Genomic DNA, 24,900 nt, shown 5'->3' with positions numbered 1-24,900 from the left:
CGCTCGAGCCTTGGTCCGTGTTCCTTCGCCTGGCCTCGGGCTTGGGTCCAGGCTTTGGCCTTTGTCGCACAACCTATGAGGATCTTGATGAAGCCGACGCAGCGGCCTGCCGCACAATTGTCTATCGCCCTGCTCGCCGCGACCGTGCTGAGCTCGCCCGCCTTCGCCGAAACGGTCAAGGTCGGCGTGCTCCAATCCCTCAGCGGCACAATGGCCATCAGCGAAGTCACGGTGAAGAACGCCGAGATGATGGCTATCGACGAAATCAACGCGGCCGGCGGCGTGCTCGGCAAGCAGATCGAGCCGATCGTCGAGGACGGGGCCTCCGATCCCGCGATCTTCGCCCAGAAAGCCACCAAGCTCGTGCAGGACAATGGCGTCGTCACCGTGTTCGGCGGCTGGACCTCGGCGAGCCGCAAGGCGATGCTGCCTGTGTTCCAGAAGCTGAAGAGCCTGCTTTGGTATCCGGTACAGTTCGAGGGCAACGAATGCTCGCCGGCCATCATGTATTCCGGCGCGCAGCCGAACCAGCAGATTGTGCCGGCCTATGACTGGGGCAAGACGAAGGGCTATAAATCCTTCTTCCTCGTCGGCTCCGACTACGTCTTTCCACGCACCGCCAATCTCATCTTGAAAAAACATATCGCGCTCGACAAGCTGACGACGGCTGGCGAGGAATATGTCCCGCTCGGCGGCTCCGATTTCAGCGCGGTCATCGCCAAGATTCAGGCGGCCAAGCCGGACGTCATCTACAGCACCCTGAACGGGGATTCCAACGTCTCCTTCTTCAAACAGATGTCGGCCGCCGGCATCAAGCTGCCGGTGATGTCCTTCTCGATCGGCGAGCAGGAAGCGCAGGCGATGGGCGCCTCGCTCGTCGAGGGCAGCTACGCGGGCTGGAATTACTTCCAGAGCATCGACACCCCGGCGAACAAGAAATTCGTCGCCGATTATCAGACTAAGTTCGGCGCTGGCGCAGCGGTCACCGACCCGATGGTGCATGGCTATGTCGACGTCTACGCCTGGAAGGCCGCCGTCGAGAAGGCCGGCGCCTTCGATGTTGACAAAGTGCGCAAGGCGGCGGTCGGCCTCGAGCTGGCGACGCCGATGGGCGCCGTCAAATTCGCGCCGAACCAAAGTCTCTACCAGAAGGCCTATGTGGGCGAGCTCGACTCGAAGGGACAGTTCAAGATCCTCTGGGAGTCGAAGGACGTTATTCCGCCGGACCCTTACGATCCCGTCGCCTTCCCCGGAAAGAAGTGCGAGCTCTGACTGAAGTGCGTCGCACCGCGCGAGACCCGCGCGGCGCTTTCGTTTGAAGGCGGACCCCATGGGAACCTACACGCTTTTCGTCGGCCAGATTTTCAACGGCTTCAGCGTTGCCTCGCTTTTCGTGCTGGCGGCCCTCGGCCTAGCGCTGAGCTTTGGTCTGATGCGCGTGATCAACATGGCGCATGGCGAGATGTTGATGCTCGGCGGCTATCTCGCCTATTTGACGCTGCTGGTCGTTCCCGGCCCGTTCGGCATTCTCGTGGCGATGCCTGTTGCTTTTATTGGGGCGGCGCTGGTCGGCGCGGTGATCGAATCGACGGTGATCCGCCGCCTCTCGTCGCGCCCGCTCGACACGCTGCTCGCGACCTGGGGCGTCAGCCTCATTCTGCAACAGGCGGCGCGCAATATCTTCGGGGCGATTGGCGTCGGCGTCACCGCGCCTGAATGGCTGAACCATTCCTTCCGCGTCGAGAGCGGGCTGCTCGCCGGGCTCAATCTTCCAGCGACGCGCATCTTCATTCTCGCCGTCGCGATTGTCGTGCTCGCGGGGCTCGGCCTCCTGATGGCGAAGACGCGGATCGGCCTGCTCGTGCGCGCCGTCAACCAGGACCGCTTCATGGCGGGGGCTTCGGGCATTAATGTGCGCCAGGTCGATCTCGCCGTGTTTTGTCTGGGCGCTGGCATCGCGGGCCTGGCCGGCGTCGTGCTTGCTCTGCTCGGACCAGTGACGCCGAATGTCGGCCAGACCTACATCATCCCGGCCTTCCTCGTCGTCATCCTCGGCGGTCTCGGCAGCCTTGTCGGCACCACCATCGCCTCGGTCATGGTCGGTCTGTTCTCGGCGCTCGTCCAGATCTTCGTCGACGTTAGCATGTCGCAGGTGCTCCTCCTTCTGTTCGTCATCGCCTTTATCCAGTTCCGACCGCAGGGCGTTATCGCCGTTCGCTCGCGGGCGCTGGACTGACGCCGCCGCGCAAACGGGGACAACCGATCATGAACGCTCGATTCCTGCGCTCCAGATGGACCATCGCGATCGTTGTGGTGATTATCGCCGCGCTCGCTCCCTGGCTCGTTTCCGCCTATACGCTGACTCTGCTCGGACGTTTTCTCGCAATGTCCATTCTGGCCATCGGCCTCGTGCTGCTGTGGGGCGAGGCGGGTATTCTGAGCCTCGGCCAGGGCGTCTTTTTCGGCCTTGGCGGCTATGTCATCGCAATGAATCTGAAGCAAGCCACCCTCGGCGAGGGCGAGATCCCCGATTTCATGACCTGGAGCGGTCTCGACGCGCTGCCGTGGTGGTGGACGATCTTCAGCCACCCTTTGCTGGCGACGCTCGGCGTTATTCTCGTCCCGGCCGCGGTCGGCGCGGTGTTTTCATGGCTCGTGTTTCGCCGCCGCGTCGGCGGCGTTTATTTCGCGTTGATCACCCAAGCCCTGGCGCTGTGTTTCGCGACGCTGCTCGTCAGCCAGCAGCAGTACACCGGCGGCTTCAATGGCCTCACCGATTTCAAGACCCTGTTTGGCTTCGATCTCGGCGCCATCGGCACGATCTACACGCTCTACTGGGTCACGGTCGCGCTTGTCGTCGCGGCCTTCGCGATCACCTATTGGCTGCTCGCGACGCGCTACGGTAAATTGCTGCGCGCGACGCGCGACGGCGAGAATCGCGTGCGCTTCCTTGGCTATGATCCCGCGCCCTATAAGGTCATCGCTTTCACCATCGCGGCGGCGTTCGCCGGCGTCGCCGGCGCGCTGTTTACGCTGCATGCCGGCGTCGTTTCGCCGGCCCTCGTCGGCGTCGTGCCCTCGATTGAAATGGTGATCTGGGTCGCCATCGGCGGCCGCAAGAGCCTATGGGGCGCCATCGCAGGAACGCTGATCGTCAATTTCGCGCGCGACCAGATCAGCTCGGCGCTCCCGAGCCTGTGGCTCTATGCTCTCGGCCTCGCTTTCGTTCTCGTCGTCACCTTCCTGCCGGAGGGGCTCGCCGGCCTTGGCGTGAATCTTGTGTCTCGCCTGACGAAGCGGTCAGGCCCCGCGCCGGCGGGCGCGGCGCCGATCGTGCGAGCGGAGGGATAAGTCATGCCGCAAGCGCTCCACGAACAACTGACCGAGCCCAATCTGCTGCTTGCCGTCGACGGCGTCACCGTCGATTTCGATGGCTTCAAGGCCCTGAACGGCTTCAGCCTGACGATCGACAAGGGATCGCTGCGCGTCGTCATCGGCCCCAACGGAGCCGGCAAATCGACCCTCTGCGACACCATCATCGGCCGTGTTCGGGCGACCAACGGGCGCGTCGTCTTCAAAGGTGAGGAGATCACCTACCTGCCGGAATTCGAGATCGTGCGGCGCGGCGTATGCCGCAAATTTCAGACGCCGGGCGTGCTGCCGACTCTGACCGTTCTCGACAATCTAATGATTGCCGGACAAAAGGACCGCAGTTGGCGGCGCTCCTTCGGCCTGCGCCAGGCGCCCGAAGAAAAGGAAAAGATCGAAAAAATTCTCGAGACGGTCGGCCTCACGGATCGAAGCCATATTTTGGCGGGGGAACTCGCCCATGGCGAAAAGCAATGGCTCGAAATCGGCATGGTGGTCGCCACCGACGCCGAGCTTCTGCTCCTCGACGAGCCTACGGCAGGCATGGGGCCGAAGGAAACCAGCAAGACGGCGGACCTCATCCGCGGCCTTGGCGGCCAGCATGCAGTGCTGGTGATCGACCATGACATGAGCTTTATCGAGCAACTGAACGGGAGGGTGACTGTGATGCACCAGGGCCAGTTCCTCAAGGAAGGCAGCGTCGCCGAGATCCGCAAGGATCCGGATGTCGCCGCCGTCTATCTCGGGAGGGCGGCCGATTGAGCGCCCTTCTCAAACTCGACAAGGTCTCGGTCGCCTATGGCCAGAGCCAGGTGCTTTGGGACATCGATCTTGAAATCGAAGAGGGCGGCGCCGTCGCTCTCATCGGCCGCAACGGCGTCGGCAAGACCACGCTCTTGAAGACCATCATCGGCGCGATGCGCCTCAAGAGCGGCTCCATCTGGTTCAAGGGCAAGGACGTCTCGAGCTTCCAATCATTCGAACGGTCGCGGGCGGGGATCGGCTTCGTGCCCCAGGGCCGCCATGTCTTTCCGCATCTGACCGTCGAGGAAAATCTCGAGACGGGGCTCTCGGCGCTGGCGGGACGCGGCCACGCCATCGGCGGCATCCCGGAGCATATCTACGAACTGTTTCCCAAGCTGAAACAGATCAAGGCGCGCAAGGCGGGCGTCTTGAGCGGCGGCGAGCAGCAGCAGCTCGCCATGGGCCGCGCGCTCTGCGGCCAGCCGAGCCTTCTCTTGCTCGACGAACCGACAGAGGGCATTCAGCCGAATGTGGTGCAGCAGATCGAGGACGCGCTGCGGCGCGTGCGAACCGAGCTTAAGGTGACAATCGTCATCGTCGAGCAATATCTTGATTTCGCCTGGTCCTTCGCCGACAGCTACACCGTGATGCAGCGCGGTCGCTTGATCCGGCAAGGCAGCACGCGCGCCGAAAGCGCGGCGGACGTCGCCCATCTCGTCAATATCTGACGGGCGTCATTGCATCTAAAGCCGCGCGGAAAGAGTCTGCACGGCCATGACCGCAGCGGCGGCCCGGTTCTCGACGCCGAGCTTTCGGAAAATCTGTTCGAGATGCTTGTTCACGGTTCGCGGGCTGATGCTCAGAATAGCGCTGATGTCACGGTTGGATTTTCCCGCCGCGAGCCACACCAGCACTTCGGCTTCGCGCGAGGTGAGCGTCATCGCCTCCTTGAGGCGCTGCGCGCCATCGCCAGCCTCGCTATCGGCTTCCTTCAGCCGGTAGAGGAATTCGTCGGGCCCGGTGCGGCTCAAAAACTGGCATTCGATGCGGCGCGAGCCGAATTGCAGCACCGCGCATTTGGGCCCAAGGCCGATGTCTTGACGCAACAGGCTGAGGCGGCGCAAATTGCCGGCGTCGATCCAGCCGGCCTCGCCTATTTCGGCCGATAAGAGCCGCTCGGCTTGCGGCGTGCACCACAATAATTCGCCGCTTTCGTTCGTCGCCATCAGGCAGCGGCCGGTGGCGTCGAGCGCGCTCCTCGCCCCATAAGCGATACGAGCGTTGGCGAGATGAACCTTGATGCGCGCGACGAGCTCGCCGATGACGATCGGTTTTGTCACATAATCGACGCCGCCCGCGGCAAGTCCCTCGATCACATGCTCGGTCTCGGTGAGGCCGGTCATGAAGATGATCGGCACATGCGAGAAATGCGGCTCCTGCTTGATCCGCCGGCAAAGCTGAAATCCGTCCATGCTCGGCATGCGGGCGTCGAGCAGGATAAGATCCGGCGTGATTTCGGCCAGCGAATTGAGCGCGCTCTGCCCGTCGATGGCGGCAAAGACCGTGAGACCCTCGCGCTCCAGCGCCTCGGTCAGAAAGGCGAGCGTTTCTGGCGTATCGTCAATGGTAAGAATTTTGTCGCGACGTTTTAACGTTTCACCCATCGCGCCGCTCCGCTTTCAGGACGTCCATATATTTGTTGAAATCAAATCGTTTCACCATAGCGCGCAGAACCGCGATGTAGCTCGCGGCGTCCGGCTCCTCTGTCTCCCATTCCGACAGCTTGGTTTCAATGCCGCGCACATAGCCGATACGGCCGAGCTGCAGCAATTCCTCGCGGCGCGGCGTGAGGCCTGCAGGCGGCGCGGGCGGGGCTGAGGGCGCCGCGCTGGATTTTTCCGCGCCGCAAATCCATTCAAGCGCGAATTTCCTCTGCAGAAGATCGAGCAGCTGCTGCACGTCGAGCGGCTTGACGAGAAAGGCGTCATGCGCGCCGCCGGCCCGGCCCGCGCTTCGCATGTCGTGGACGTCGGCTGAGATAATGACAATCATCATATCCGGAAAAGCGCGGCGCAGCGCTTCGGCCGCGCTCCAGCCGTCGAGAGCCGGCATGGAGATGTCGAGAATGGCGACGTCGGGGCGGGCGCTCGCGGCAAGTTCGAGCGCCGCTGCGCCGTCCTTGGCGGCGGTAAGGTTGAATCCGAACGGGCGCAGAATTCGGGTCAAGAAATCGATATGGCCGCCGTCATCGTCGGCGATCAGGATTTGGAGGCGCGGTCCGGCATAGCCGCGGATCTGCGCCGCGCGTGGCGACCGCTCGTCCGGCTGGGCGACTTCAGAGAGGAGAATGCGCAGCAGGAATTTGCTGCCCGAGTCTGGTGTGCTTTGGACCGTAATCTCGGCGCCCATCACCTGCGTCAGCAGCCGCACGATCGTGAGGCCAAGGCCGGTGCCCGGCAGCGCGCGCGCCTGAGGCATGCGACCGCGCTCGAACGGCTCGAAGATGGTTTCAAGGTCGTCGGCGCGAATGCCAAGGCCTGTATCGCTGACTTCGATTTCGGCGACCTGACCGCGGTAGCGGATCTTGAGCGCAGCGTTTCCCGAGGGCGTATATTTGATGGCGTTCGACAGCAGATTGATCAGGATCTGCCGCAGCCGCTTCGGGTCGGTATTGACGACGGAAGGCAGAGTTTCCGGCCGCTCATAAATAAAAGTCAGCCCTTGCGCTTCCGCCTGCGGCCGGAACATCTCGACGATCTGATCGAGAAATTCAGGCAGGCGCACTTTTTCCCACGAAAGACGCGTGACGCCTGTCTCGATGCGTGAGATGTCGAGCAGACCATCGAGAAGGCTCGCAAGATGCTCGGCGTTGCGGCGGATGATGCGCACGCCGTCGGCGTTGCTTTCGATCGGCGCGCCCTCCATCAGCTGAGCGTAGCCAAAGATCGAGTTCAGCGGCGTGCGGATCTCATGGCTGAGCCCGACGATGTAGCGGCTCTTGGCGAGATTGGCGGCCTCGGCCGATTCCTTGGCCTTTTGCATGGCGTGCTGAGTCGCCTTATGCGCCTCGATTTCCTGCGTCAAGATGAGGGCCTGGCGTTCCGCCTCCTTTTCCGCGGTGCGCCGGCTGTCATGCGCAAGGACGATAAACCATGAAGCGAGACCAAGCAGGATGATGAGCGCCCAAAATACAATCCAGAGCGTCGTGCCGACGATCGGCCGCGCTGTGGGGGCGAGCGAGCCATAAGCAACATAGATCTGCGCGAGGAGATAAGCGACGACAAGGGCGAAGACGACGAGGACGCCCAAAAAACGGCCGAGCCGCGTTCTGAAGAATGCGGCAATGCGGCGGGGCAGGGCGACATTGATCGCCGCGGAGATTTGATCTTCGAGCCGCTTGCCAGGCTTGCACATGTCATGGCATCGCGCCTCGAGCGTGCAGCAGAGCGAACAGATCGGGGCGCCATAGGCCGGGCAGAAGGCCATGTCGGCGCGCTCGAAATCATTCTCGCATATCGAGCAGAGGAAGGCGCCGCGATGCGCGGGCAGATCGGCGTCCGTCCGCGCGATGGCGTATCTGCCGCGCGTCGCGACGGCGATCAGCGGAGCTGCGGCGAAAGCGACGACGAGGCCGATGATTGCGCTGACCGGCCGCAGCTCCTCGCCGAAGGCGCCGAGAAAGACCAGGGTCGAGAGGAAGATCGACAGCGCCATGGCGCCCACGCCGACCGGGTTGACGTCATAAAGATGGGCGCGCTTGAATTCGACATGGGGCGGGCTGAGCCCGAGCGGCTTGTTGACGACAAGATCGGCCGTCAACGCGCCGATCCATCCGACCGCGAAATTGGCGTAGATCCCCAAAATGCTGTGAATGGCGCGGAAGACGCCGATCTCCATCAACAGGAGGGCGAGCAACACGTTGAAAACGAGCCAGACGACGCGGCCCGGATGGCTGTGCGTTATCCTTGCAAAGAAATTTGACCAGGCGATCGAGCCGGCATAGGCGTTGGTGACGTTGATCTTGGTCTGGCACACGGCGACGAAGACGCCCATCGCGATCAGCGCCACGGCTGGGGAGTGGAAGACGTCGACGAAGACGAGGCGGTAGAGCTCGGCCGGCTCGGCGGCGCGCTCCGCCGGCACGCCATGGGCGAGCGCGGCATAGGCCAGGAAGGAGCCCGCGAGGAGTTTGAACGCGCCGATGACGACCCAGCCCGGGCCGGCGCCAAGCATGGCGCTCCACCAGCGCAGGGCGCCGATTTCCTTGCGCGCGGGCAGAAAGCGGAGATAGTCGACCTGTTCGCCGATCTGGGGCAGTAGAGAGAGCAGCGTTGCGACGGCGCCGGCGAACAGCAAGGGGCTGATCGAGCCGTCCGGCGAGCCGCTTTCGCCGGAAAAAGCGCTCCACTGCTGTAGCTTGTCCGACTGACTGAGGGCGAAATAAAGCAACGGAACGAATTGAAGAATGAGCCAGATCGGCTGCGTCGCGAGCTGCATGCGGCTGATGCGGCGTATGCCATAAGCGGCGATGGGGATGACGATCAGCGCGCTGACAAGATGGGCGATCGGCAAGGGAATGCCGAACGCCATATTGAGGGCGAACGACATGATGCTCGCCTCGATGGCGAACAGGATGAAGGTGAAAGAGGCGTAGATCAGCGAGGTCAGCGTCGAGCCGAGATAGCCAAAGCCCGCGCCGCGCGTCAGCAGGTCGATGTCGACGCCATAGCGGACGGCATAGTAGGCGATTGGGGCGCCACAAAGAAACATCAATATGCCGGCGGCGACGATGGCGGCGACCGCGTTGGAAAACCCATAAGCCAGAGTGATCGATCCGCCGATCGCCTCGCAGGCGAGGAAGGATACGCCGCCGATCGCCGTGTTGGCGACGCTGAATGCGCTGCGACGCGCGCGCGTCGCAGTGAAGCGCAGCGCATAGTCCTCAAGGGTCTCATTGGCGACCCATTGATTGTAACGCCGCTTCTGCGCGCCAATGCTCTGCGTCGCGCTCCCCGGGATCAATTCATGGCCACCTTTCGTATTGCGTGGCGGCGTGCGTCGCGAGCCTGGCCTTACCGGCTCTGGCGCAGCGAGGCGTCCGTGACTGAAGTAAGCAATTTGGGGGCCAAGACGCCGCCCGCCTGTCCATGAAGAGAAAACAAAAAGCGACGCGAAGCGGCGCGCTTGTCTTGGCATTTGTTGTATAAATGTAACTCGTTATTGAAAATGGGAGCCGGAAGAATATTCTTTACGCCTGTTGCGAAATATCTTCATACGCGCTTCCACGTATTCTTGGAAATTTCAGGTTGATCTAGGCTCACAATCAAGAAGAGTTCCCTGCAAAGAAGTGGCTTCGCCCGATCCGAGCTTGGACGAATGGGAGTTTAGACAATGAAAGACCGTTCAGTATCGGGTAAGACGCGGCGCCCGAACGCGTCCACGGCAGGCGCCCTCGCGCTTTGCGTCGCGCTCGGGTTCAGCGCCATAGATCTTACGAAGGCGGAGGCGGGAGAGACCATCGATCTCGGCGACGGCAGATCGTTCACGATCGGCGCCGGCCTCAGGACGAGCTTCGGCTCGGTTTCATCCTTTGCGCCTGGCGGCTACGGCAACGGAACGACGGCGCAATATAATCTCGACAGCTTCCGAATTTACACCGGCGCGACGCTGAATGAATATATCAAGGCGACGTTCAATACGGAACGCTCCTATGGCAACGGGCCGATCGGAGTGCTCGACGCCTATGTGCAGTTCGAGCCGATGAACGAAGTCAACGTCTGGGTCGGCCAGATGCTGCCGCCAAGCGATCGAGCCAATCTCGACGGCCCCTATTATCTAAGCGAGTGGTATTACCCGGGCGTCGTATCGCAATATCCCTCGCGCTTCTATGGGCGCGATCTCGGCGGAACCGTGTGGGGCAAACTGTTCGACAAAAAGCTGGTCTATTCCGTTGGCGTCTTCGCGGGCCATAATCTTGCAACCTACAATGGCGTGCCAGGCCCCGGCGTCGATCCCACGACCTTCGGCTTCTTTGGTCCATCGAATCAGGCGCATAATCCGCTTTTCGCCGGCCGCGTCGTGTATAATTTCTGGGACCCGGAACCCGACCCCGCCTATTACGAAGCCAGCACCTACTATGGCAAGGTCGACGTCCTCTCGATCGGCGTCGCCGGCATGTTCCAGCAGGATGGGGTCGGGACCAGCTTCAACTCCGCAAATTATGGAGCCTGGAACGTCGACGGCCTGATGGAGAAGAAGCTTGGCGACTATGGCGTGATCACGCTGGAAGGCGCCTATTATAATTACAACACTGGCGGCATCGTTGACGTTCCGCCTAACTACAATAACGCCGGCCTCACCGCGAATATCGGCGGTGTCACGCAGGGCAACGGCTATCTCGCGAGCGCCGCCTACCTTATTCCCTATACGTTCGGCTATGGGATCGTTCAGGGACAGTTTCAGCCCTACGCCCGTTACCAGCACTTTGACGCCACCGTTCTCGAGACATGGCAGTCGCAGATCGATTTCGGCGTAAACTATGTGATCAAGCCGCATGATCTGGTCGTTACGCTGGATTGCGCGCTGAATTCGGCGAGCAACACGCATAGCGGCACGCGGGTGACGCTCGGCCTGCAGGTGCAGCTCTAAGCTGGAGCGCGTGGCCGAACCCCGGCAACGCCCCGGCCGAATTTCTGGGCAGGGCGCCGTCTAATCGGCTGCGAGAGGACGCGCAAAGTTCGGGCGCGCATCGCACGTCAAATGCGAGGATTCGGTCGGAAGCGCCGGGAGAGCGGATCGTTCATCGCCTGCCGGCTCGCTTCAAGGTGAAGATGTCGGCGAGATGCGCGCCATCGGAGTCTCGTGTGATCTGGCTCCAATGGGCCAACGTCCCCTCGCCTTGCCGGATGGCGGACAGCATGACGACAATTTTATCGCCCGGCTCGATATTGCCGCGATAGACAATGTCGCGCGCCTGCGTTGAGAGGCCGCGTTCGGGCGCCAGCAGCTCCCATTCCGTTCTGTCGACGAAGGACTGGAACGAGGTGAAGTAGAGGAAATCGGCGCCGTTGAAATCCTGCGACGGGCAGGGGTTGATGAGCAGGCGGCCGATCTCCCGCGAGTCCGAGCGGGAGAAGCCGAAATGTTGTTCGAACGCGCCGGCGCGAATGCGCGCGGCCGTCGCAGCCGCCGTGAACGATGGCCCCGCAGCCTCCGGCGGCGGAAAGCAATCGAGCGCGGTGCGCATGATCGAGCGATTGCGCCCAGCGACGCGGCGCTTCACGAAGACCGACACGAGTTCGATGACGCCCGCGGGTCGTCCGCGTCGGCTGAGGCGATGCAAGCTGGCGAATTGCGCGCCGGAGATCCGAGTGATCTCTGACTCGATGACGAGTTCGTCGTGCTCCACGAAGGAAGCGAGCGAGGCTTCGCGGATCGATACGGCGGCGAAGGCGGCATAGACGCGCGCGCCGCTCTCGTCCCGGAAATCGGGGATTTCGCGCCCCGCCAGTTTGGCGAGCAGCATCCAGTGCCGGTCGCCAAGCTCCTTCAGGAGCCAGGTCTCGGACAGGCCGCCGAGGCTGAGATGAGGCATGCCGAGGCGAACCACGTCGCGCGATACGAACGCCTGCCGCGAAGGAAGGGTGAGGGACGAAAAAGCCATATTCACGAGAGACTCTCCGCGGTTTCGGTCGCGTCCGCCGCGCCAGCCAACTGTTCTTCGATACGGTCGGCAAGGAAAGAGGCGTCGCGCGCGACGCTGCTGAACCGTCCGGATCCCCAGGTGTGGAGCCAGGGCAGGCCAAGGAAATAGACCCCCGCCTGGCGCGTGACGCCGCGGCGATGTTGCGGATGGCCCCCGCCGTTGAAAACGGGCGCGTCGAGCCAGCGAAAATCCGGCTGGAAGCCGATGCACCAGATGATCGTCGTAACGCCGGTCTCGTCGAGGCTCAGCGACAGTGGGTCTTCCTGCGGCGCCCACGGCGGAACATAGACGGAGGGCGGCGGCGCTTCTATGCCGTTCTCGTCGATATATTTGTCGATCGATGCGTTGATGCCGTTGTAGATTTTGTCGGCGTCGTCCAGCGCCGTCGTCAGAGTGGGTCTGAAGGTCAGCACGTCGCCGTCGATGTCGTCCAGCGCGCCATAAAGCTGCATGCCTTCCAGGGCGAACCGGCGCAGATCAATGTCGCGCCCACCGTCGCGTCCGGTGACATAATGGTTGGTGTTGTCGCGGACGCCTTCGCGCAGCGGATGACGGTCGACTGGCATGTCATAGTAGCCCATATCGGCGAGCCAGGTCACGACGTCGCGGCCGCGATAGAAACGGGCGCAGCGCGGCGCGGCGCCCACGGCGAGATGAACCTTGCGGCCGGCCAGATGCAAATCCTCGGCGATCTGGGCGCCCGACTGGCCGGAACCGACCACGAGCACTGCGCCCTCCGGCAGCGAAGCCGCGTTGCGGTACTGTTCGGAATGAATTTGATGAATCTCCTTCGGCAGCCGCTCGGCCATACGCGGCACGATCGGCAAATGATAGCCGCCCGAAGCGACGACGATCTGTCCGGCGGTGTAGCTTCCTGCGTTGGTCTCGACAGAAAACCCGCCTTCTGGCCGAACGGCGACGCGGCGCACCGCAACGCCCTCGCGCAGCGGCGGATCAACCGCTTTCAGGAATCCTTCAAGGTAGGCGATGATCTCGTCCTTCTTCATGAAGCCGTCTGGGTCCGATCCGCTGTAAGGATAGCCCGGCAACTGACATTGCCAGTTCGGCGTGACCAGGCAGAAATTGTCCCAGCGCCGCGTGCTCCAGACGTGCATCGCCGTGTTCTTCTCGAACACAAGATGCTCGACGCAGCGGCGCTTGAGCTCATAGCTGATTGAGAGGCCGGCTTGTCCGCCGCCGACGACGGCGACGGGAATATGGGGAATTGTGGCTGAATTTGTCATGGCGTTCATCTCTTCGTTCATTCTTCAAAGGCGTCGACCGTGACGCGCGGGTCGGAGATTTCGGCAAAGCGCCGGGCTTTAGCCTCGATGCTGGCGAGCTGCCCCTGCGCCAATGAGCAGGGGCGCCCGTAGCGCGCCTCGACGCGCGCGCTGGCTGTAGTCAGCGCCGCGCGGCTGAGGGCGACGAACTGGTCGAGCGTGTAGCTGGCGCCCGGCGTCAGATAGTCCTTGACGACGAGCGATGGCGAATAACAGCTCTCCGGCGAGCCGTCGGGCCAGCGGATCAGAAAGCGCATCTCAGGCATCGGCGGTTTCCTTCAGGCTTTCATAGCTGGCAAGATGCGCTTGCGCCGTCGCGTCCCAATCATGCCGCGCGGCCGCAGCGAATCCATTCTCTATGAGTTGAGCGCGAAGCTGAGGGCGCAATGCCGCCGTCATAGCGCGCGCGATGGAGTCAACATCGAGCGGATCGCACCAGGCGGCGTCGTCAGGCCCAAGATATTCGGTGAAGGGCGCGATCTCGGAGACGATGACCGGAACGCCACACGCCATGGCTTCCAGCACTGCCAGACCGAAGCCCTCTTTGAGCGAGGCAAACACCAACCCATCCGCCAGCCTGTAGAGCGCCGGCATGACGGCCTGCGCCAGCGGCCCGGTGCGGATCACGGCGCCGGGCGGCAGGCGAAGCTCCGTCAGCGCGTCAGAAAATTGCCGCTGATAGGCGTCATGGTCGAGCAGCGAGGCGCCGCCGGCGATGACGAGCTGCGCCGAAGGCAGCCGCCTCTGGAGGCGGGCAAAGGCCCTGAGCATGCATAGCGAATTCTTGCGCGCCTCGACGCCGCCGATGGAGAGAAAAACCGGCCCCGCGCCAAGGCCGAGGTTTTCGCGCAGCGCGGATTCGCTCCCGTCTCGAGCTGGCGAAAAGCAGCGCCTGTCGACGCCATTGCCGACGATCGCCGCCTCAACCCCGAAGTCATGGGCAAGCGCGTTGCGCCAGGCGTGGCTGACGACGAGATGGCGCCCTGCCTGTGTGATGGAGCGCTTCTGTAGGGCGCGCAATCTCGGGTCGGCGAAATCATCAATGTGGTGAACAGTCCGGATGAAATCGCGGATCAGCCCGCGCTGCTTCAGCGTCGCGAGCGCATTGCCGGAAATTCCGTCCTGCGCATGGTAGACGTCGAAGCGGCGATGCGCCGGCGCCTCGAAATGGCGGACATAATCGGCGACGCGGCGTTCGACCAATCCGGTCACTCCGGGGCCGGAAGGCGTCGCCGGAACCAGAATCGTGTCGCACAGCGTCTTGCGGAAGAAGCCCGCGCCCGCCGCGTCCGGCGCGTGGACGACCGCCCCATGGCCAAGCCGCGTCAGCGCATCGCCGAGCGCCAGCGCATGGACGACGCCGCCGCGCGGATTGGTGGAATGGGCGAGAATGGCGATCCTCATGCAACTCTCCGTGGCCCGCAGCCGAGGAGCGGCCGGCTCGAATGGTCGAAGATCGTCTCGCATGAAACGCCGTCGGTAATGGCGACGCGCCCGCCTGCCGCCACTTCCCCGATCTCGGCGGCGGCGATGCCGCGCGCGGAAAAGCGCGCAATGATTGCGGGCGCGGCTGCGGGGGCCGCAGCGATGAGATAGCCAAAGCTCGGAAAGCTCGTCAGCCAGCGCTCGAGCGGAACGCCGCTGGGCCGTGGCGCGGCGTCGACGTCGATCGTGATGGAGACGCCGGAGCATTCCGCCAGCATGGCGGCCGTGCCGACGAGCCCGGCCTGGCTAATGTCCTTGGCGGCGCGCGACAGGCCGGCCTCAGCGATCTGAGGCAACAGCTCAAGATCGCCGCGCAGCCGCTCGGCGGGCGCGCTGGTCGCCGCGTCCCAATTGGGGAAGGGGTCACGGTAGCGCCCGCGCAAGTCGATCGCGGCGATGAGACGATCCCCGGGCTGCGCGTCGAAACTGGTCAAGAGGCGCCTGGCGCGGCCGAGGGCTGCGACGGACAACTGGCCATGGCCGGCGCGAAGGTTGGTGTGACCGCCGACCAGCGGCGAGCCGAACCGCTCGGAGGCGGCGCGAAGGCCGGCGAGAAGGGGATCGGCGCCGGCCTCGCCGTCGGCCCAGAGCGCGTCGACCAGCGCGATCGGGCGCCCGCCCATCGCCGCAATGTCGGAGAGATTGACCATGACGCCGCACCAGCCGGCGAACCAGGGGTCGGCGGCGACGAATTCATTGATAAAACCTTCGATGGCGAAGAGCAGCCATCCATCGCCGTCGGGAATTGCCGCGCAATCATCGCCGGTCGGGATGGGTAAGGCGCCGGAGAGACCGAGCCGCGCTGTCGCATGCCCGATGTCGGTCTTGGCCGCGAGACCCGGCGCGGCGCGAAGCGCGCATGCGAGAGCGAAAAGATCGATGCTCATGCCGCCCTCCGCAGCGCGATAAAACCCTGTTCGGGCGCGCCGAAGGGCGGATAGAAGGAAAGATCGGCCTCCATCAGATGATGCGCCCGGCCGTGCAACTCGATTTCATCGAGAGTCCGCCAATGCATTCTGCGGAACAGGAGCGCGTTCTGGCTTTGCACCTGGGCGATAAAGCGGGTCGCGCCGCGTCCGTGCGCCGAAGCGACGGCGAGCTTGATCAGCGCGGCGCCGAGCGCGCCGACTTTGCGATAGTCGGCGGCCACCGCAAGGCGCGAGCCCTGCCAGAGGCCGGGCGCGGTCTCATGGATGCGCACGACGCCGACCACGGCGTCGGCGGCGACGCCAAGCATCGAAAGCGCGACGATCGGGGTTGCGACATCGTCGATGGCGTCGCGGTCGTCGCCCGAAAAGATCTGCTGCTCGTCGCAGAACACGGCGCGCCGTAGCGCGCCTGCGCCGCGGCGCTCCCACGGCTCCGTGGCGTATTTGATCTGGAATGCGGTCGCCGCGAAGTTTTTGAAAGGCTCGAAGATCATGCCCGGCCTCCCGTATTGGCGCGGCGCTCGAAAGCGGAGAGCGCGGAGCAGGCGCCGCATTTGGCGCAGCCCGCCTTGACGTCGGAGGAGGCAAGGCCGCCCTCGCTCAACATCAAAGCAAGCGGCGCTAGAAGGTCGTCCATAAAGGCGGGGGAAGGCGTCGGGTGATTTTCGAGCGGCGTGCCGGAAATGGGCGTGAAGGGCACGACGAAGGGATAGACGCCGATATCGATCAGGCGCCGGCAGATATCGAGGATGTCGTCGCGCGCGTCGCCAAGGCCGGCGAGAATATAGGTCGAGACCTGTCCGCGGCCGAACACAGGGACGGCGGCCCGGAAGGCGGAAAAATAGCGCTCCACGGGAACCTGTGCTTTTCCTGGCATGATGCGCGCGCGCACCTCGTCGGTGACCGCCTCAAGATGCATGCCGAGCGCATCGGCGCCGGCCTCGCGCAGGCGGCCAAACCAGGCGTCGTCGTCCGGCGGCTCGCACTGAACCTGGATCGGCAAATCAACGGCGGCCTTCACGGCGGCGGCGCTCTCGGCGAGGATGGCGGCGCCGCGATCCTTGCCGGGAGGCGTGCCGGTGGTCATCACCATATGCCTGACGCCGTCGAGTTCGACCGCCGCTTTCGCCACTTCGGCGAGCTGCGCCGGGGTCTTGCGCTCGATCGTCCGGCCGGCCGCGAGCGACTCGCCGATGGCGCAGAACTGGCACGTCTTGGCGCGGCTTTTGTAGCGCACGCAGCTCTGCAGCACCGTCGTCGCCAGCACGTCGCGCCCGTGCAGCGTCGCGATCTTCGAATAGGGGACGCCGTCCGCCGTCGTGAGCCCGTAGAATTTGGGCTGCGCCGGGAAGGAGACAACGCCCAGCGGAAGGCCGTCGCGCAGGATGCGGCTACGGCCAGAGGCGTCGGGCTTTTCGACGAGATAGGGGCTGCCCGAGGCGGGCGCGGTGTGCACCGGCGCCATGATCGTCAGGCCGTCGATGGTCAGCGCCTTGTGATCGGACGGGCCAGCGCCGCCGCGCCGCCCGCTCGCGCCGGCGTCCGGATCGATGAGCCGCACCCCCAAGGACTGTAGCTCATTGATCAAGCGTTCCGTCTTCAAGGGCTCTAATTCGATGGGATGCTGCAAGGGTTTCATCGGAAAAACTCTCCGCCGGAAATGAGGCAAAGGGAGAAGCGGCGCGCAACGGCGGCGCCTCGCGGTTGTCGAGATTAAGGCTGAGCAATTCGGGCCGCGCGTAATGGCCGACGCTGTCCATCATCCGCTTGCGTTTGGTGATAAGGCTCATGTCGAGATCGGCGATCAGAATGCCCTCGCCGGAGGTCAGCGGCGGGACGATATGCTTGCCTTCCGGCGAGATGATCGCCGTCATGCAGCCGCCCCGCAGCGCCTTGCGCAAAGGCTCCTCGGGGCAGATGCGCGCGATCTGCTCCTCGGTCAGCCAGCCTGTGGAATTGACGACGAAACAGCCGGATTCCAGCGCGTGATGGCGGATCGTCACCTCGATCTGATCGGCGAAGATCGGGCCGACCAGCGAGCCCGGAAACTGGGCAATGTGGATCTCCTCATGCTGCGCCATCAGGGCGTAGCGGGCGAGGGGGTTGTAATGTTCCCAGCAGGCCAGCGCCCCGACGCGGCCAACGCGCGTCTCGACCACCTTGAGGCCCGAGCCATCGCCCTGCCCCCAGATCATCCGCTCATGATAGGTCGGCGTGATCTTGCGGCGTTTGAGTTTGAGCGCGCCATCAGCGTCGAAGACGAGCTGCGTATTGTAGAGCGTTCCATGGTCGCGCTCGTTAACGCCGAGGACGACGACGACGCCGAATTTTCGAGCCGCGGCGGCGACCGCCTCCGTCGCCGGGCCGGGCGCGACAACCGCGTTCTCATAGAGCCGAATATGCTCCGCTCCGGTCAGGACCGGCGGGTGCACGAAGGAGAAATAAGGATACCAGGGCGCGAAAGTCTCGGGGAAAACCACGAGCTCCGCGCCTTTTCCCGCAGCCTCGGCGATGGCGGCGAGAACGCGCTCCATCGTCCCGGCGAGGCTGTCGAGATCGGGAGCGATCTGCACCGCCGCGGCGCGAACGCGTCTTGTTTCAGCCATCACGGCTCCCTTCGAAAGCGGCGCGGCCAAGGTCAGAGCGTCCAGGTTTCGAGAATGAAGGCGTTGTCCCGGCGATGCAGGAGAACGAGGTCGAGCACGTCGAGCGGGCTGATCGGGATGACGCCGGGGATCAGGGCCCCCTCGCCGTGGCCGTAAAGCGCCTGTAGCGCGAAGCGGCAGGCATAGACCTTGCCACCGTCGGCGATGATCTTCTCGATGCGGTTGTTGAAGTTGAGATGGCCCGGAAACGCCTCGTCGCCGAGTTTTGGAAAGCCGCGCTGGAGGGCGAGCGTCACGCCCGGCCCATACAGCAGCACGGAGGTCTCAAAACCTTTCTGGATGAGCCGCGAGGTCTGGAGCAGATTGACGAAGCCGATCGAGCCTTCGAAGGCGACGGTATGAAAGGTGACGAGGGCCTTCTCGCCGGGCTGGGCTTTCACGTCTTCGAATTTCTTTTCCTCATAGTCGACGAGAAAGTCGCCCTTTTGATTGGCTGGCTTGACGACGGCAGGCATAATGTTCTCCTTGGCTTGAATGGCCGCTGAAGCGGGCGGACGCCAAGAGAGTTGCAATCAATATGCCAATTGATTGTTTTTTACGTGTGCGTATAAAGGCATTCAAAATACATTCAATTATACATTCAATATAGCTTTGCTCCTGCCAGTCATTTGAGCGCGGTCAATCCGATTCAGGGCATTGCGCTCAAATCGGCGGCGCCCCATCCGCCTATCTCGCCCGCATCAAGCCTCGCCAGGGCCCGCGCCAATGCGGTCGCCAAAAACTACTCGCCAAGCCTGCTCGTAAAATTAATCCTTGCCGACACGCCCAAGCGGATGCAACAATATGCAGTCAATTTACGCGCCCCAATCCGTCGCGCCCCGAGGCTTAACCCATGCCTGACTGGACCCCCGACCTCACCGGCAGCGACAAGCCGCGTTATCTCGCCATCGCCGATCTCATCGCCGAGGACCTCCGCAGCGGCCGGCTCTCGATTGGCGATCGTCTGCCGCCGCAGCGCCAGCTCGCCGCCCGGCTCGGGGTTGACTTCACCACAGTCGCGCGCGGCTATGTCGAGGCGAAAAAGCGCGGTCTTGTTGAATCGCGCGTCGGCCGCGGCACCTTCGTCTGCGCGCCGCCGCGTCAGGCGCCGCCGCCTCCAAGGCCTGCGCGCAGCGACTTCGTCGATCTGTCGATGAATTTGCCTCCCGAACCGGACGATCCGGCCCTGATTGCGCGGATGCAGGATGGCGTGGCGGAGGTCAGCCGCGATCTCGTTTCGCTGCTACGTTATCAGGCCTTCGGCGGCTCTCCGGCGGACAAGGACGCCGCCTCCGCCTGGCTCGGCCGGCGCTCGCTCGTTCCCTCGCAGGATCGTCTGTTCGTGACGCCGGGCGCGCATCCGGCCCTGCTTGGAATCTTCAGCATTCTGGCGGCCCCCGGCGACGTCGTCCTGTGCGAGGAATTGACCTATCCCGGCATGCGCGCCATCGCCGCGCAGCTGCGCCTCAAACTGGTCGGCCTGCCGATGGACGCGGACGGCGTCGACCCTGACGCCTTCAAATCCTCCTGCGAGACGCTGAAGCCGAAGGCGATCTATCTCAATCCGACGCTGCACAATCCGACGACGCTCACCATCCCCGCGACGCGGCGCGTCGCGATCGCCGCGGTTGCGCGGCGCTACAATGTCCCGATTGTCGAGGACGACGCCTATGGCTTCATTCCCACGCAAGGCCAGCCGCCGTTTGCGGCCATTGCGCCCGACCTCACCTGGCATGTGGCGGGCCTTGCCAAATGCATAGGCGCGGGCCTGCGCGCCGCCTATGTTGTCGCGCCCGACGCGCGCTCCGGCTGGCCTTTCGCCGCCGCCATGCGGGCGGCCAATGTCATGGCCTCGCCGCTGACGGCGGCCATCGCCACGCGTTGGATCGAGGACGGCGCCGCCGACACCATTTTGCGGTTCATCCGCGCCGAGACCGCGGCGCGTCAGCAACTCGCCGCCGACATTCTGCCAAAGGGCAGCTTCCGCTCCGATCGCCTCAGCTTCAATCTCTGGATGGAGCTGCCAAAACCCTGGACCCGTTCGGCCTTCATCGGCCACATGGGATCGACCCGGATCGGCGTCGTCGCCAGCGACGCCTTCACCGTCGGCGGCGATCCGATCGAGGCGATCCGCATCTGCATCGGCGGTCCGACCGGACGCGAAGAGATCCGCTCAGCGCTGGAATATATCGCGCATGCGCTGGCGCAATCGCCGGCGCATGCGCTGCAATTTCTGTGAGGCGGCTGGTCGCGCCATCGCATCTGTGGCGCGCCTTACGCTGGAGAAGCTCGGCGTCTGTCGCGCCGCGTCTCATCGATGGCGCGATCTTTACCAGGCGGGACCTCGAAGCCAAGATCGGCAAAATCGAGCGCTCCAACCGTCAGCGCTGTCACGAGAGCCCGACCGATTCCGCTGTGGCTCGGCGCAGGCCCAAATCGGCGCGTCAGGACCATGCTCATAAAATCCTCGGAGATGTCATGAAGCTGTTCATGTTTTATATCGGCGGCGACTGTGGAAACTCGAATGTGGAGTTGCACGACATCCGGTTCTCGATTGGAGAGGCGCCAGAGGATTGCCGTGACGACCTACGCAAGCAGTGGTGGGGCGATCCGAAGAGCTTGCATCTGGACTGCTGGGGTGAAGTCGAGCAGGCTGATGGATACGACGTGGCTGTCACAACCGAAGGGCCGCCTGACGATGCAACGAAATTGTTTTTCGTCAATATGGGCGGATATGACCCGAAGGAATTTACCGAACTGCATAAGAACATGCTGCTTGTCGCGTCTGATGCGAAGGCCGCGGCCAACAAAGCCCTGAGCCGGATACAAGGTTGGGCCTCGCCTCACAAGGATAATGCTTTCGAAGTCGAGAAGGCGGTCGACGTCACGGCAATGATGAGCCGATGTGGATATTTCTTGAATCTGGCGAAGGCGAGCAGTTACAAGCCTTTCAATTTCACTTGCAACTACACGCCGATCGGATGACCCGACCTGCAGCGGACCGCACCGCCTCCAAATCGGCAGGCAGGGAAGCGGAGGCGCGTGGGAATGCAGGCAAACGGATTCCGTCCCATATCTGTAACAATGTAGCAGCGCCGTCCGCAATTGAGAATACGGGCTGCCACACATTGCCCTCGCCCGGAAAGTCGCGGGGCCATTCAAGACGTCGCGCGTGCTGAAATCGCCCTGCGCAGACTCGTAATCTCCGTCTCGAGATTTTCCCTCGCCACTTTCGTCCGCATCGCCTCGATGAAGGCGGCATTTTCCTCTTTCGGGATCCGCGCGCGCGGATTGATTCCGGCGACTGTGCTTCGCGGCCGGCCAGCGTCGGCTCGGAGCAATTTTATTGTATGAGCGGAATTTCATGGAAGACCTGCAAGCAAGTTTAGCGGTCCGATGCCGGGCGAGCGGGGTGAAAAAGGCAGCTTGATGCCCGGCGAAACAGCAGCGATCAATCCAGGGTTGGTACCATCTTTCGAAGCAGCGATTCAACCAGGCAGGACCTACACAATGAAAATCAAAGAAGCATTCGAGTCCGTCGTGTCGCAAATGGGAGGGGCCGGCGGAGGTAGCATAAACGACACCCGGCGCAGATTTTTCGCCAAAGCTGGCGCCGCTCTCGCCTCGCTGCCTGTTTTGAGCATGGAAAGCAAGCAAGCGCAGGCGCAAGATTTCGATAATTCCTCGGCCAATCATCCCGCAGGCAACGGTCCCCTCGTCATCGCTCGGCAGGGCAGCTTCATGGCAGGCGGTTCTGTGCTCCAGACGCCAGGCGTGTTCGATCCGACGGTGACGGGCGGCCCCGGCCAGACTCTTCACGGCGATCATGCTTACGCGCAGTTTCAAATCCCGCAAAATCCGCGTTCTCTTCCACTGGTGTTTTGGCCGGGCGGCGGTCAGAGCGGCAAGAGCTTTGAGACGACGCCCGATGGGCGCGAGGGATATCAATCGATTTTTCTACGCCGCAATTTTGGCGTCTACATCATCGATCAGCCGCGACGCGCTCGCGCAGGCAACACCACGGTAGGAACCACTCTGACGCCAACGCCCGGAGAACAAGATCTTTTTGTTGCGTGGCGACTCGGCGTCTGGCCGAAGTTTTTTCCGAACAGTCAATTCCCGCAGGCAAAACAGGGAATCAACTCGCCCGCGCTCAACCAATTCTTCCGTTGGGCGACGCCGGACACAGGGCCGCAAGACAGAAACGTCATCACCGATGGAGTGGCGGCGCTTCTCGAAGAGATAGGACCGTGCATCCTGATCATCCACTCCGCCAGCGGCGTCCTTGGCTGGCTTACGGCGATGAAGAGCCCGAACGTCAAGGCGATCTATGCCTACGAGCCCGGTGGCGGAAACCCGGACTACGCTTTTCCATCCAATGAGCTTCCGCCCGCGCTCGGCAGCGGGCCGACCTTGCTGAGCCCGAACCCCGTGCCGTTGTCGGATTTTCTCAAGCTCACGAAAATCCCGATCCGGATGCAGTTCGGCGACGGGCTTTCCGCGCAGTCAAGCCCCTATCCGCGCGTGCAGCTCTGGCTGAACCGCTTCAAGATGGCGCAGCAAATGGTGGCGGCGATCAACAAACACGGCGGCAACGCCTCGATACTCCACCTGCCGGATATCGGGATTCGCGGCAACACGCATTTCTCGTTTTCCGATGCGAACAATCTGCAGATCGCCGACATCTTTTCACAATGGCTCGCCAAGAATCGCCTCGATGGTTATGGCGGCCATCGATAGAACTGTTGCAATGTGCTTCAAAATCCGGGACCTGCATCTGCGAGCCCCTCAAGTCGCCGCGGCCGTCGTCGCGGCGACCTAGTTTCTAACGGCTATGTGACATCGAGCACGATCCTGTAGCGCGCCTTGCCGTCCAGCAGACGCTGGATCGCGTCGTTCACCTTCGACATCGGGAAGTGCTCCATCTGCGGCGCGATCTTGTGGCGCGCGGCAAACTTCAGCATGTCGGCGGTCGTTGTTGGCGAGCCGTTTGGAGAACCCGAAAAGCTGTTCTGTCCCATGATGATTGGAAACGCCGCGACAGGTATCGGCTCCAGCACCGCGCCGACGACGTGGAGACGTCCCTTCGGTCGCAGCGTCGCCATCATTGCGGGCCAGTCCAGCGGTACATTAACCGTGACGAGTAACAGATCCAATGTGCCTGCGATCTTTCTCAGATCGTCGCCGTTGCGGGAGTTGACCACGTCATGCGCCCCAAATGCCCGCGCCTCGGCGGCTTTCGAGTCCGTCGAGGTGAATGCGGTCACCTCCCAGCCCCAGGCTTTTGCGAATTTCAGCGCCATATGGCCAAGGCCGCCGATGCCCACGACGCCAACCCGATTTGTCGGCCGGATGTCAAAAACCTTAAGCGGCGTGAAGACGGTAACGCCGCCGCACAACAAAGGTCCCGCTTCCTTCGCATCGAGATCGTCGGGAATCGGCACAACCCAAGGCGGCCGGCAGGCGGAAAACGCCATGGCGTACGAGGCAGCGGCGCCGGCTCGATCGCGTCAGCTTCGGGATGCTGTCGCGAAGGCACCCGTGACGTCGTCGAGCGGCAGGAGCGTCGCTGACAAAAGGCGACGATCATGGCTTCCTCGTTCGGAGTCAGACCGATGCTGCGACAGTCCCACGGTCCATTGGCCCGTCGGCTGTCCCAGATCCCGAGCGCCATTTGTTCACCCGTCGTCCGGCTCAGCCATGCCGCTTGGCGAGGACGCTCGCCGCAGCTTTCGACGCTTGGAGTTCGGCTCGAACTCGCGGCGTTGTTCGGGCGGAGCAGCCCAAGGTTCCAGCGATGCGAAGCGTCGTTGGAAAGGCTGCAGAGGGGCTGCCATGAAGAATGCCTGCCATAACGCCTCCTCCGCCATCTGGCTTAGCTTAGCGTCATGACCCCCCCCCCCGGACCAAACAATTAGGTCATAGAGCTATGGGATTACCGAATCGCTTGGGGCGTGATTCAACCTTCAGGTCATGGAGGTTTTGGCGGCCCCCTTTGATCTGACGGATTTTGAATGGTCTGTGATCGCGCCGCTGATGCCGAACGAGCCACGCATTTCCCGAATTTGCTCCCGGACCCGGTCTCCTCAGATGATCCCGTCATTTCGTAGCCGCTCTGTTACCGGCCGCCGCCAACAGCCGCGTTAACGAGCGCGAAGGCGGCGTCGCCGGCAGCTTCCATGTAGGATGGATCGCGATGCAGCAGCACGACGGCGAACGATCCATCGAGCAGCAGGACCATCTGTCGGGCCAGAGCCGGGGCGCCCGCGATGCTTTCCGCCTCGAAAGTTAGGCGCAGCCAATTCTCGAAGCCCTTCTTGTGCGCGGCGCCGACTTTGATCGCCGGATGGCCCGGCATATTGGCGAGTTCCGCGGCGGTGCGGAGGAACCCGCATCCCTTCCATTTTGGATGACGGGCGGATTTCGCGAGGTTGCGGAAGACGCCTCGAATCTTGTCCGCCAGCCCTCCCTCCGTTTCGGCGAACCAGCGCTTGAACAGGGCGAGATTGGGCTGGTCTCGCGCTTCGAGATAGGCGGCGATGAGTTCGTCCTTGCTGCTGAAATGATAGTAGAGCGTGCGCTTGGTGACGGCGGCCTTTTCCGCCACGGCGTCGACGCTCACGCTTCGGATGCCCTCACTGTAGAACAGCTTGGACGCCGCGGCGATGATGCGGTCGCGTGTCGAGGGGTTCGTCGAGGCCATGAACAATGTATACCGACTAGTGAGTGTAAGCGCCATC

The 24,900-nt window shown here is 63.1% G+C and carries 22 protein-coding genes; 9 read left to right on the top strand and 13 right to left on the bottom strand.

What is annotated here, in order from left to right:
* Positions 1-87: 87 nt before the first annotated feature.
* Genes urtA through urtE form a run of 5 tightly spaced genes read left to right on the top strand, consistent with a single transcriptional unit; the run spans position 88 to position 4,841 of the window.
* On the top strand, positions 88-1,272 hold the full coding sequence (gene urtA / locus MSIL_RS10245; RefSeq protein ID WP_041367877.1) for an urea ABC transporter substrate-binding protein: 1,185 nt from the start codon (positions 88-90) through the stop codon (positions 1,270-1,272).
* 58 nt (positions 1,273-1,330) lie between these two features.
* Positions 1,331-2,236 (top strand): urea ABC transporter permease subunit UrtB, encoded by a 906-nt coding sequence (gene urtB / locus MSIL_RS10240; RefSeq protein WP_012591018.1) that lies wholly within the window; start codon positions 1,331-1,333, stop codon positions 2,234-2,236.
* 29 nt (positions 2,237-2,265) lie between these two features.
* Entirely contained in the window at positions 2,266-3,351 is a 1,086-nt protein-coding gene (gene urtC / locus MSIL_RS10235) for an urea ABC transporter permease subunit UrtC (protein ID WP_012591017.1), read from the top strand.
* 3 nt (positions 3,352-3,354) lie between these two features.
* Positions 3,355-4,131: an urea ABC transporter ATP-binding protein UrtD gene (gene urtD / locus MSIL_RS10230; RefSeq protein WP_012591016.1), complete on the top strand. Its 777-nt coding sequence runs from the start codon at positions 3,355-3,357 to the stop codon at positions 4,129-4,131.
* Positions 4,128-4,841, top strand: coding sequence for an urea ABC transporter ATP-binding subunit UrtE (gene urtE, locus MSIL_RS10225; protein WP_012591015.1), 714 nt, complete (start codon positions 4,128-4,130; stop codon positions 4,839-4,841). Before urtD ends, urtE begins: the two co-directional genes overlap by 4 nt.
* Positions 4,842-4,856: 15 nt before the next feature.
* Here the strand turns inward: urtE and MSIL_RS10220 are convergent, their stop codons facing one another.
* A complete protein-coding gene (locus MSIL_RS10220; RefSeq protein ID WP_012591014.1) occupies positions 4,857-5,777 on the bottom strand; it encodes a response regulator in 921 nt (306 codons plus the stop codon).
* Positions 5,770-9,135, bottom strand: coding sequence for a hybrid sensor histidine kinase/response regulator (locus MSIL_RS10215; RefSeq protein WP_012591013.1), 3,366 nt, complete (start codon positions 9,133-9,135; stop codon positions 5,770-5,772). Before MSIL_RS10215 ends, MSIL_RS10220 begins: the two co-directional genes overlap by 8 nt.
* 369 nt (positions 9,136-9,504) lie before the next feature.
* Here MSIL_RS10215 and MSIL_RS10210 point away from each other — a divergent pair, with 369 nt between their 5' ends.
* Positions 9,505-10,761 carry a porin family protein gene (locus MSIL_RS10210; RefSeq protein ID WP_012591012.1) on the top strand — a complete coding sequence of 419 codons (1,257 nt, stop codon included), beginning with the start codon at positions 9,505-9,507 and terminating at the stop codon, positions 10,759-10,761.
* 151 nt (positions 10,762-10,912) lie between these two features.
* Here the strand turns inward: MSIL_RS10210 and MSIL_RS10205 are convergent, their stop codons facing one another.
* The 9 genes from MSIL_RS10205 to MSIL_RS10165 are packed head-to-tail and all read right to left on the bottom strand — an operon-like array spanning position 10,913 to position 18,636.
* Entirely contained in the window at positions 10,913-11,776 is an 864-nt protein-coding gene (locus MSIL_RS10205; RefSeq protein WP_049768145.1) for a Pnap_2097 family protein, read from the bottom strand.
* Between the two features lie 2 nt (positions 11,777-11,778).
* Positions 11,779-13,062, bottom strand: a complete 1,284-nt coding sequence (locus MSIL_RS10200) for an MSMEG_0569 family flavin-dependent oxidoreductase (RefSeq protein WP_041368916.1) — start codon at positions 13,060-13,062, stop codon at positions 11,779-11,781.
* A 17-nt stretch (positions 13,063-13,079) separates the two neighbouring features.
* Positions 13,080-13,367 (bottom strand): MSMEG_0570 family nitrogen starvation response protein, encoded by a 288-nt coding sequence (locus tag MSIL_RS10195; RefSeq protein ID WP_012591009.1) that lies wholly within the window; start codon positions 13,365-13,367, stop codon positions 13,080-13,082.
* Entirely contained in the window at positions 13,360-14,505 is a 1,146-nt protein-coding gene (locus tag MSIL_RS10190) for an MSMEG_0565 family glycosyltransferase (protein ID WP_012591008.1), read from the bottom strand. Before MSIL_RS10190 ends, MSIL_RS10195 begins: the two co-directional genes overlap by 8 nt.
* Positions 14,502-15,473 carry a sll0787 family AIR synthase-like protein gene (locus tag MSIL_RS10185; protein ID WP_012591007.1) on the bottom strand — a complete coding sequence of 324 codons (972 nt, stop codon included), beginning with the start codon at positions 15,471-15,473 and terminating at the stop codon, positions 14,502-14,504. Before MSIL_RS10185 ends, MSIL_RS10190 begins: the two co-directional genes overlap by 4 nt.
* A complete protein-coding gene (locus tag MSIL_RS10180) occupies positions 15,470-16,009 on the bottom strand; it encodes an MSMEG_0567/Sll0786 family nitrogen starvation N-acetyltransferase (RefSeq protein ID WP_012591006.1) in 540 nt (179 codons plus the stop codon). The genes MSIL_RS10185 and MSIL_RS10180 overlap by 4 nt, the downstream gene beginning before the upstream one ends.
* The gene (locus MSIL_RS10175; RefSeq protein ID WP_049768144.1) at positions 16,006-17,154 is read right to left on the bottom strand and encodes an MSMEG_0568 family radical SAM protein; all 1,149 of its coding nucleotides are present in this window, start codon (positions 17,152-17,154) and stop codon (positions 16,006-16,008) included. Before MSIL_RS10175 ends, MSIL_RS10180 begins: the two co-directional genes overlap by 4 nt.
* On the bottom strand, positions 17,093-18,121 hold the full coding sequence (locus MSIL_RS10170; protein WP_012591004.1) for a Nit6803 family nitrilase: 1,029 nt from the start codon (positions 18,119-18,121) through the stop codon (positions 17,093-17,095). The genes MSIL_RS10175 and MSIL_RS10170 overlap by 62 nt, the downstream gene beginning before the upstream one ends.
* A gap of 32 nt (positions 18,122-18,153) precedes the next feature.
* On the bottom strand, positions 18,154-18,636 hold the full coding sequence (locus tag MSIL_RS10165) for an MSMEG_0572/Sll0783 family nitrogen starvation response protein (protein ID WP_012591003.1): 483 nt from the start codon (positions 18,634-18,636) through the stop codon (positions 18,154-18,156).
* A 377-nt stretch (positions 18,637-19,013) separates the two neighbouring features.
* Here MSIL_RS10165 and MSIL_RS10160 point away from each other — a divergent pair, with 377 nt between their 5' ends.
* The 3 genes from MSIL_RS10160 (at position 19,014) to MSIL_RS10145 (ending at position 22,900) form a co-directional block, all read left to right on the top strand.
* Positions 19,014-20,399: an aminotransferase-like domain-containing protein gene (locus MSIL_RS10160; RefSeq protein WP_012591002.1), complete on the top strand. Its 1,386-nt coding sequence runs from the start codon at positions 19,014-19,016 to the stop codon at positions 20,397-20,399.
* 239 nt (positions 20,400-20,638) lie between these two features.
* On the top strand, positions 20,639-21,145 hold the full coding sequence (locus MSIL_RS10155; protein WP_012591001.1) for a DUF1543 domain-containing protein: 507 nt from the start codon (positions 20,639-20,641) through the stop codon (positions 21,143-21,145).
* Between the two features lie 444 nt (positions 21,146-21,589).
* Positions 21,590-22,900: an alpha/beta hydrolase gene (locus MSIL_RS10145; protein WP_244406102.1), complete on the top strand. Its 1,311-nt coding sequence runs from the start codon at positions 21,590-21,592 to the stop codon at positions 22,898-22,900.
* A 92-nt stretch (positions 22,901-22,992) separates the two neighbouring features.
* Here MSIL_RS10145 and MSIL_RS10140 read toward each other — a convergent pair whose 3' ends face one another.
* Positions 22,993-23,637 (bottom strand): zinc-binding dehydrogenase, encoded by a 645-nt coding sequence (locus tag MSIL_RS10140; RefSeq protein WP_012590999.1) that lies wholly within the window; start codon positions 23,635-23,637, stop codon positions 22,993-22,995.
* Between the two features lie 641 nt (positions 23,638-24,278).
* Positions 24,279-24,899: a TetR/AcrR family transcriptional regulator gene (locus MSIL_RS10135; protein ID WP_012590998.1), complete on the bottom strand. Its 621-nt coding sequence runs from the start codon at positions 24,897-24,899 to the stop codon at positions 24,279-24,281.
* Position 24,900: the final 1 nt, after the last annotated feature.

Origin of the sequence: Methylocella silvestris BL2 (assembly GCF_000021745.1) — a bacterium.
Taxonomy (GTDB): Bacteria; Pseudomonadota; Alphaproteobacteria; order Rhizobiales; family Beijerinckiaceae; genus Methylocapsa; species Methylocapsa silvestris.
The sequence above is the reverse complement of the archived record's forward strand: the minus strand, read 5'-3'. Positions and strand labels throughout refer to the sequence as shown.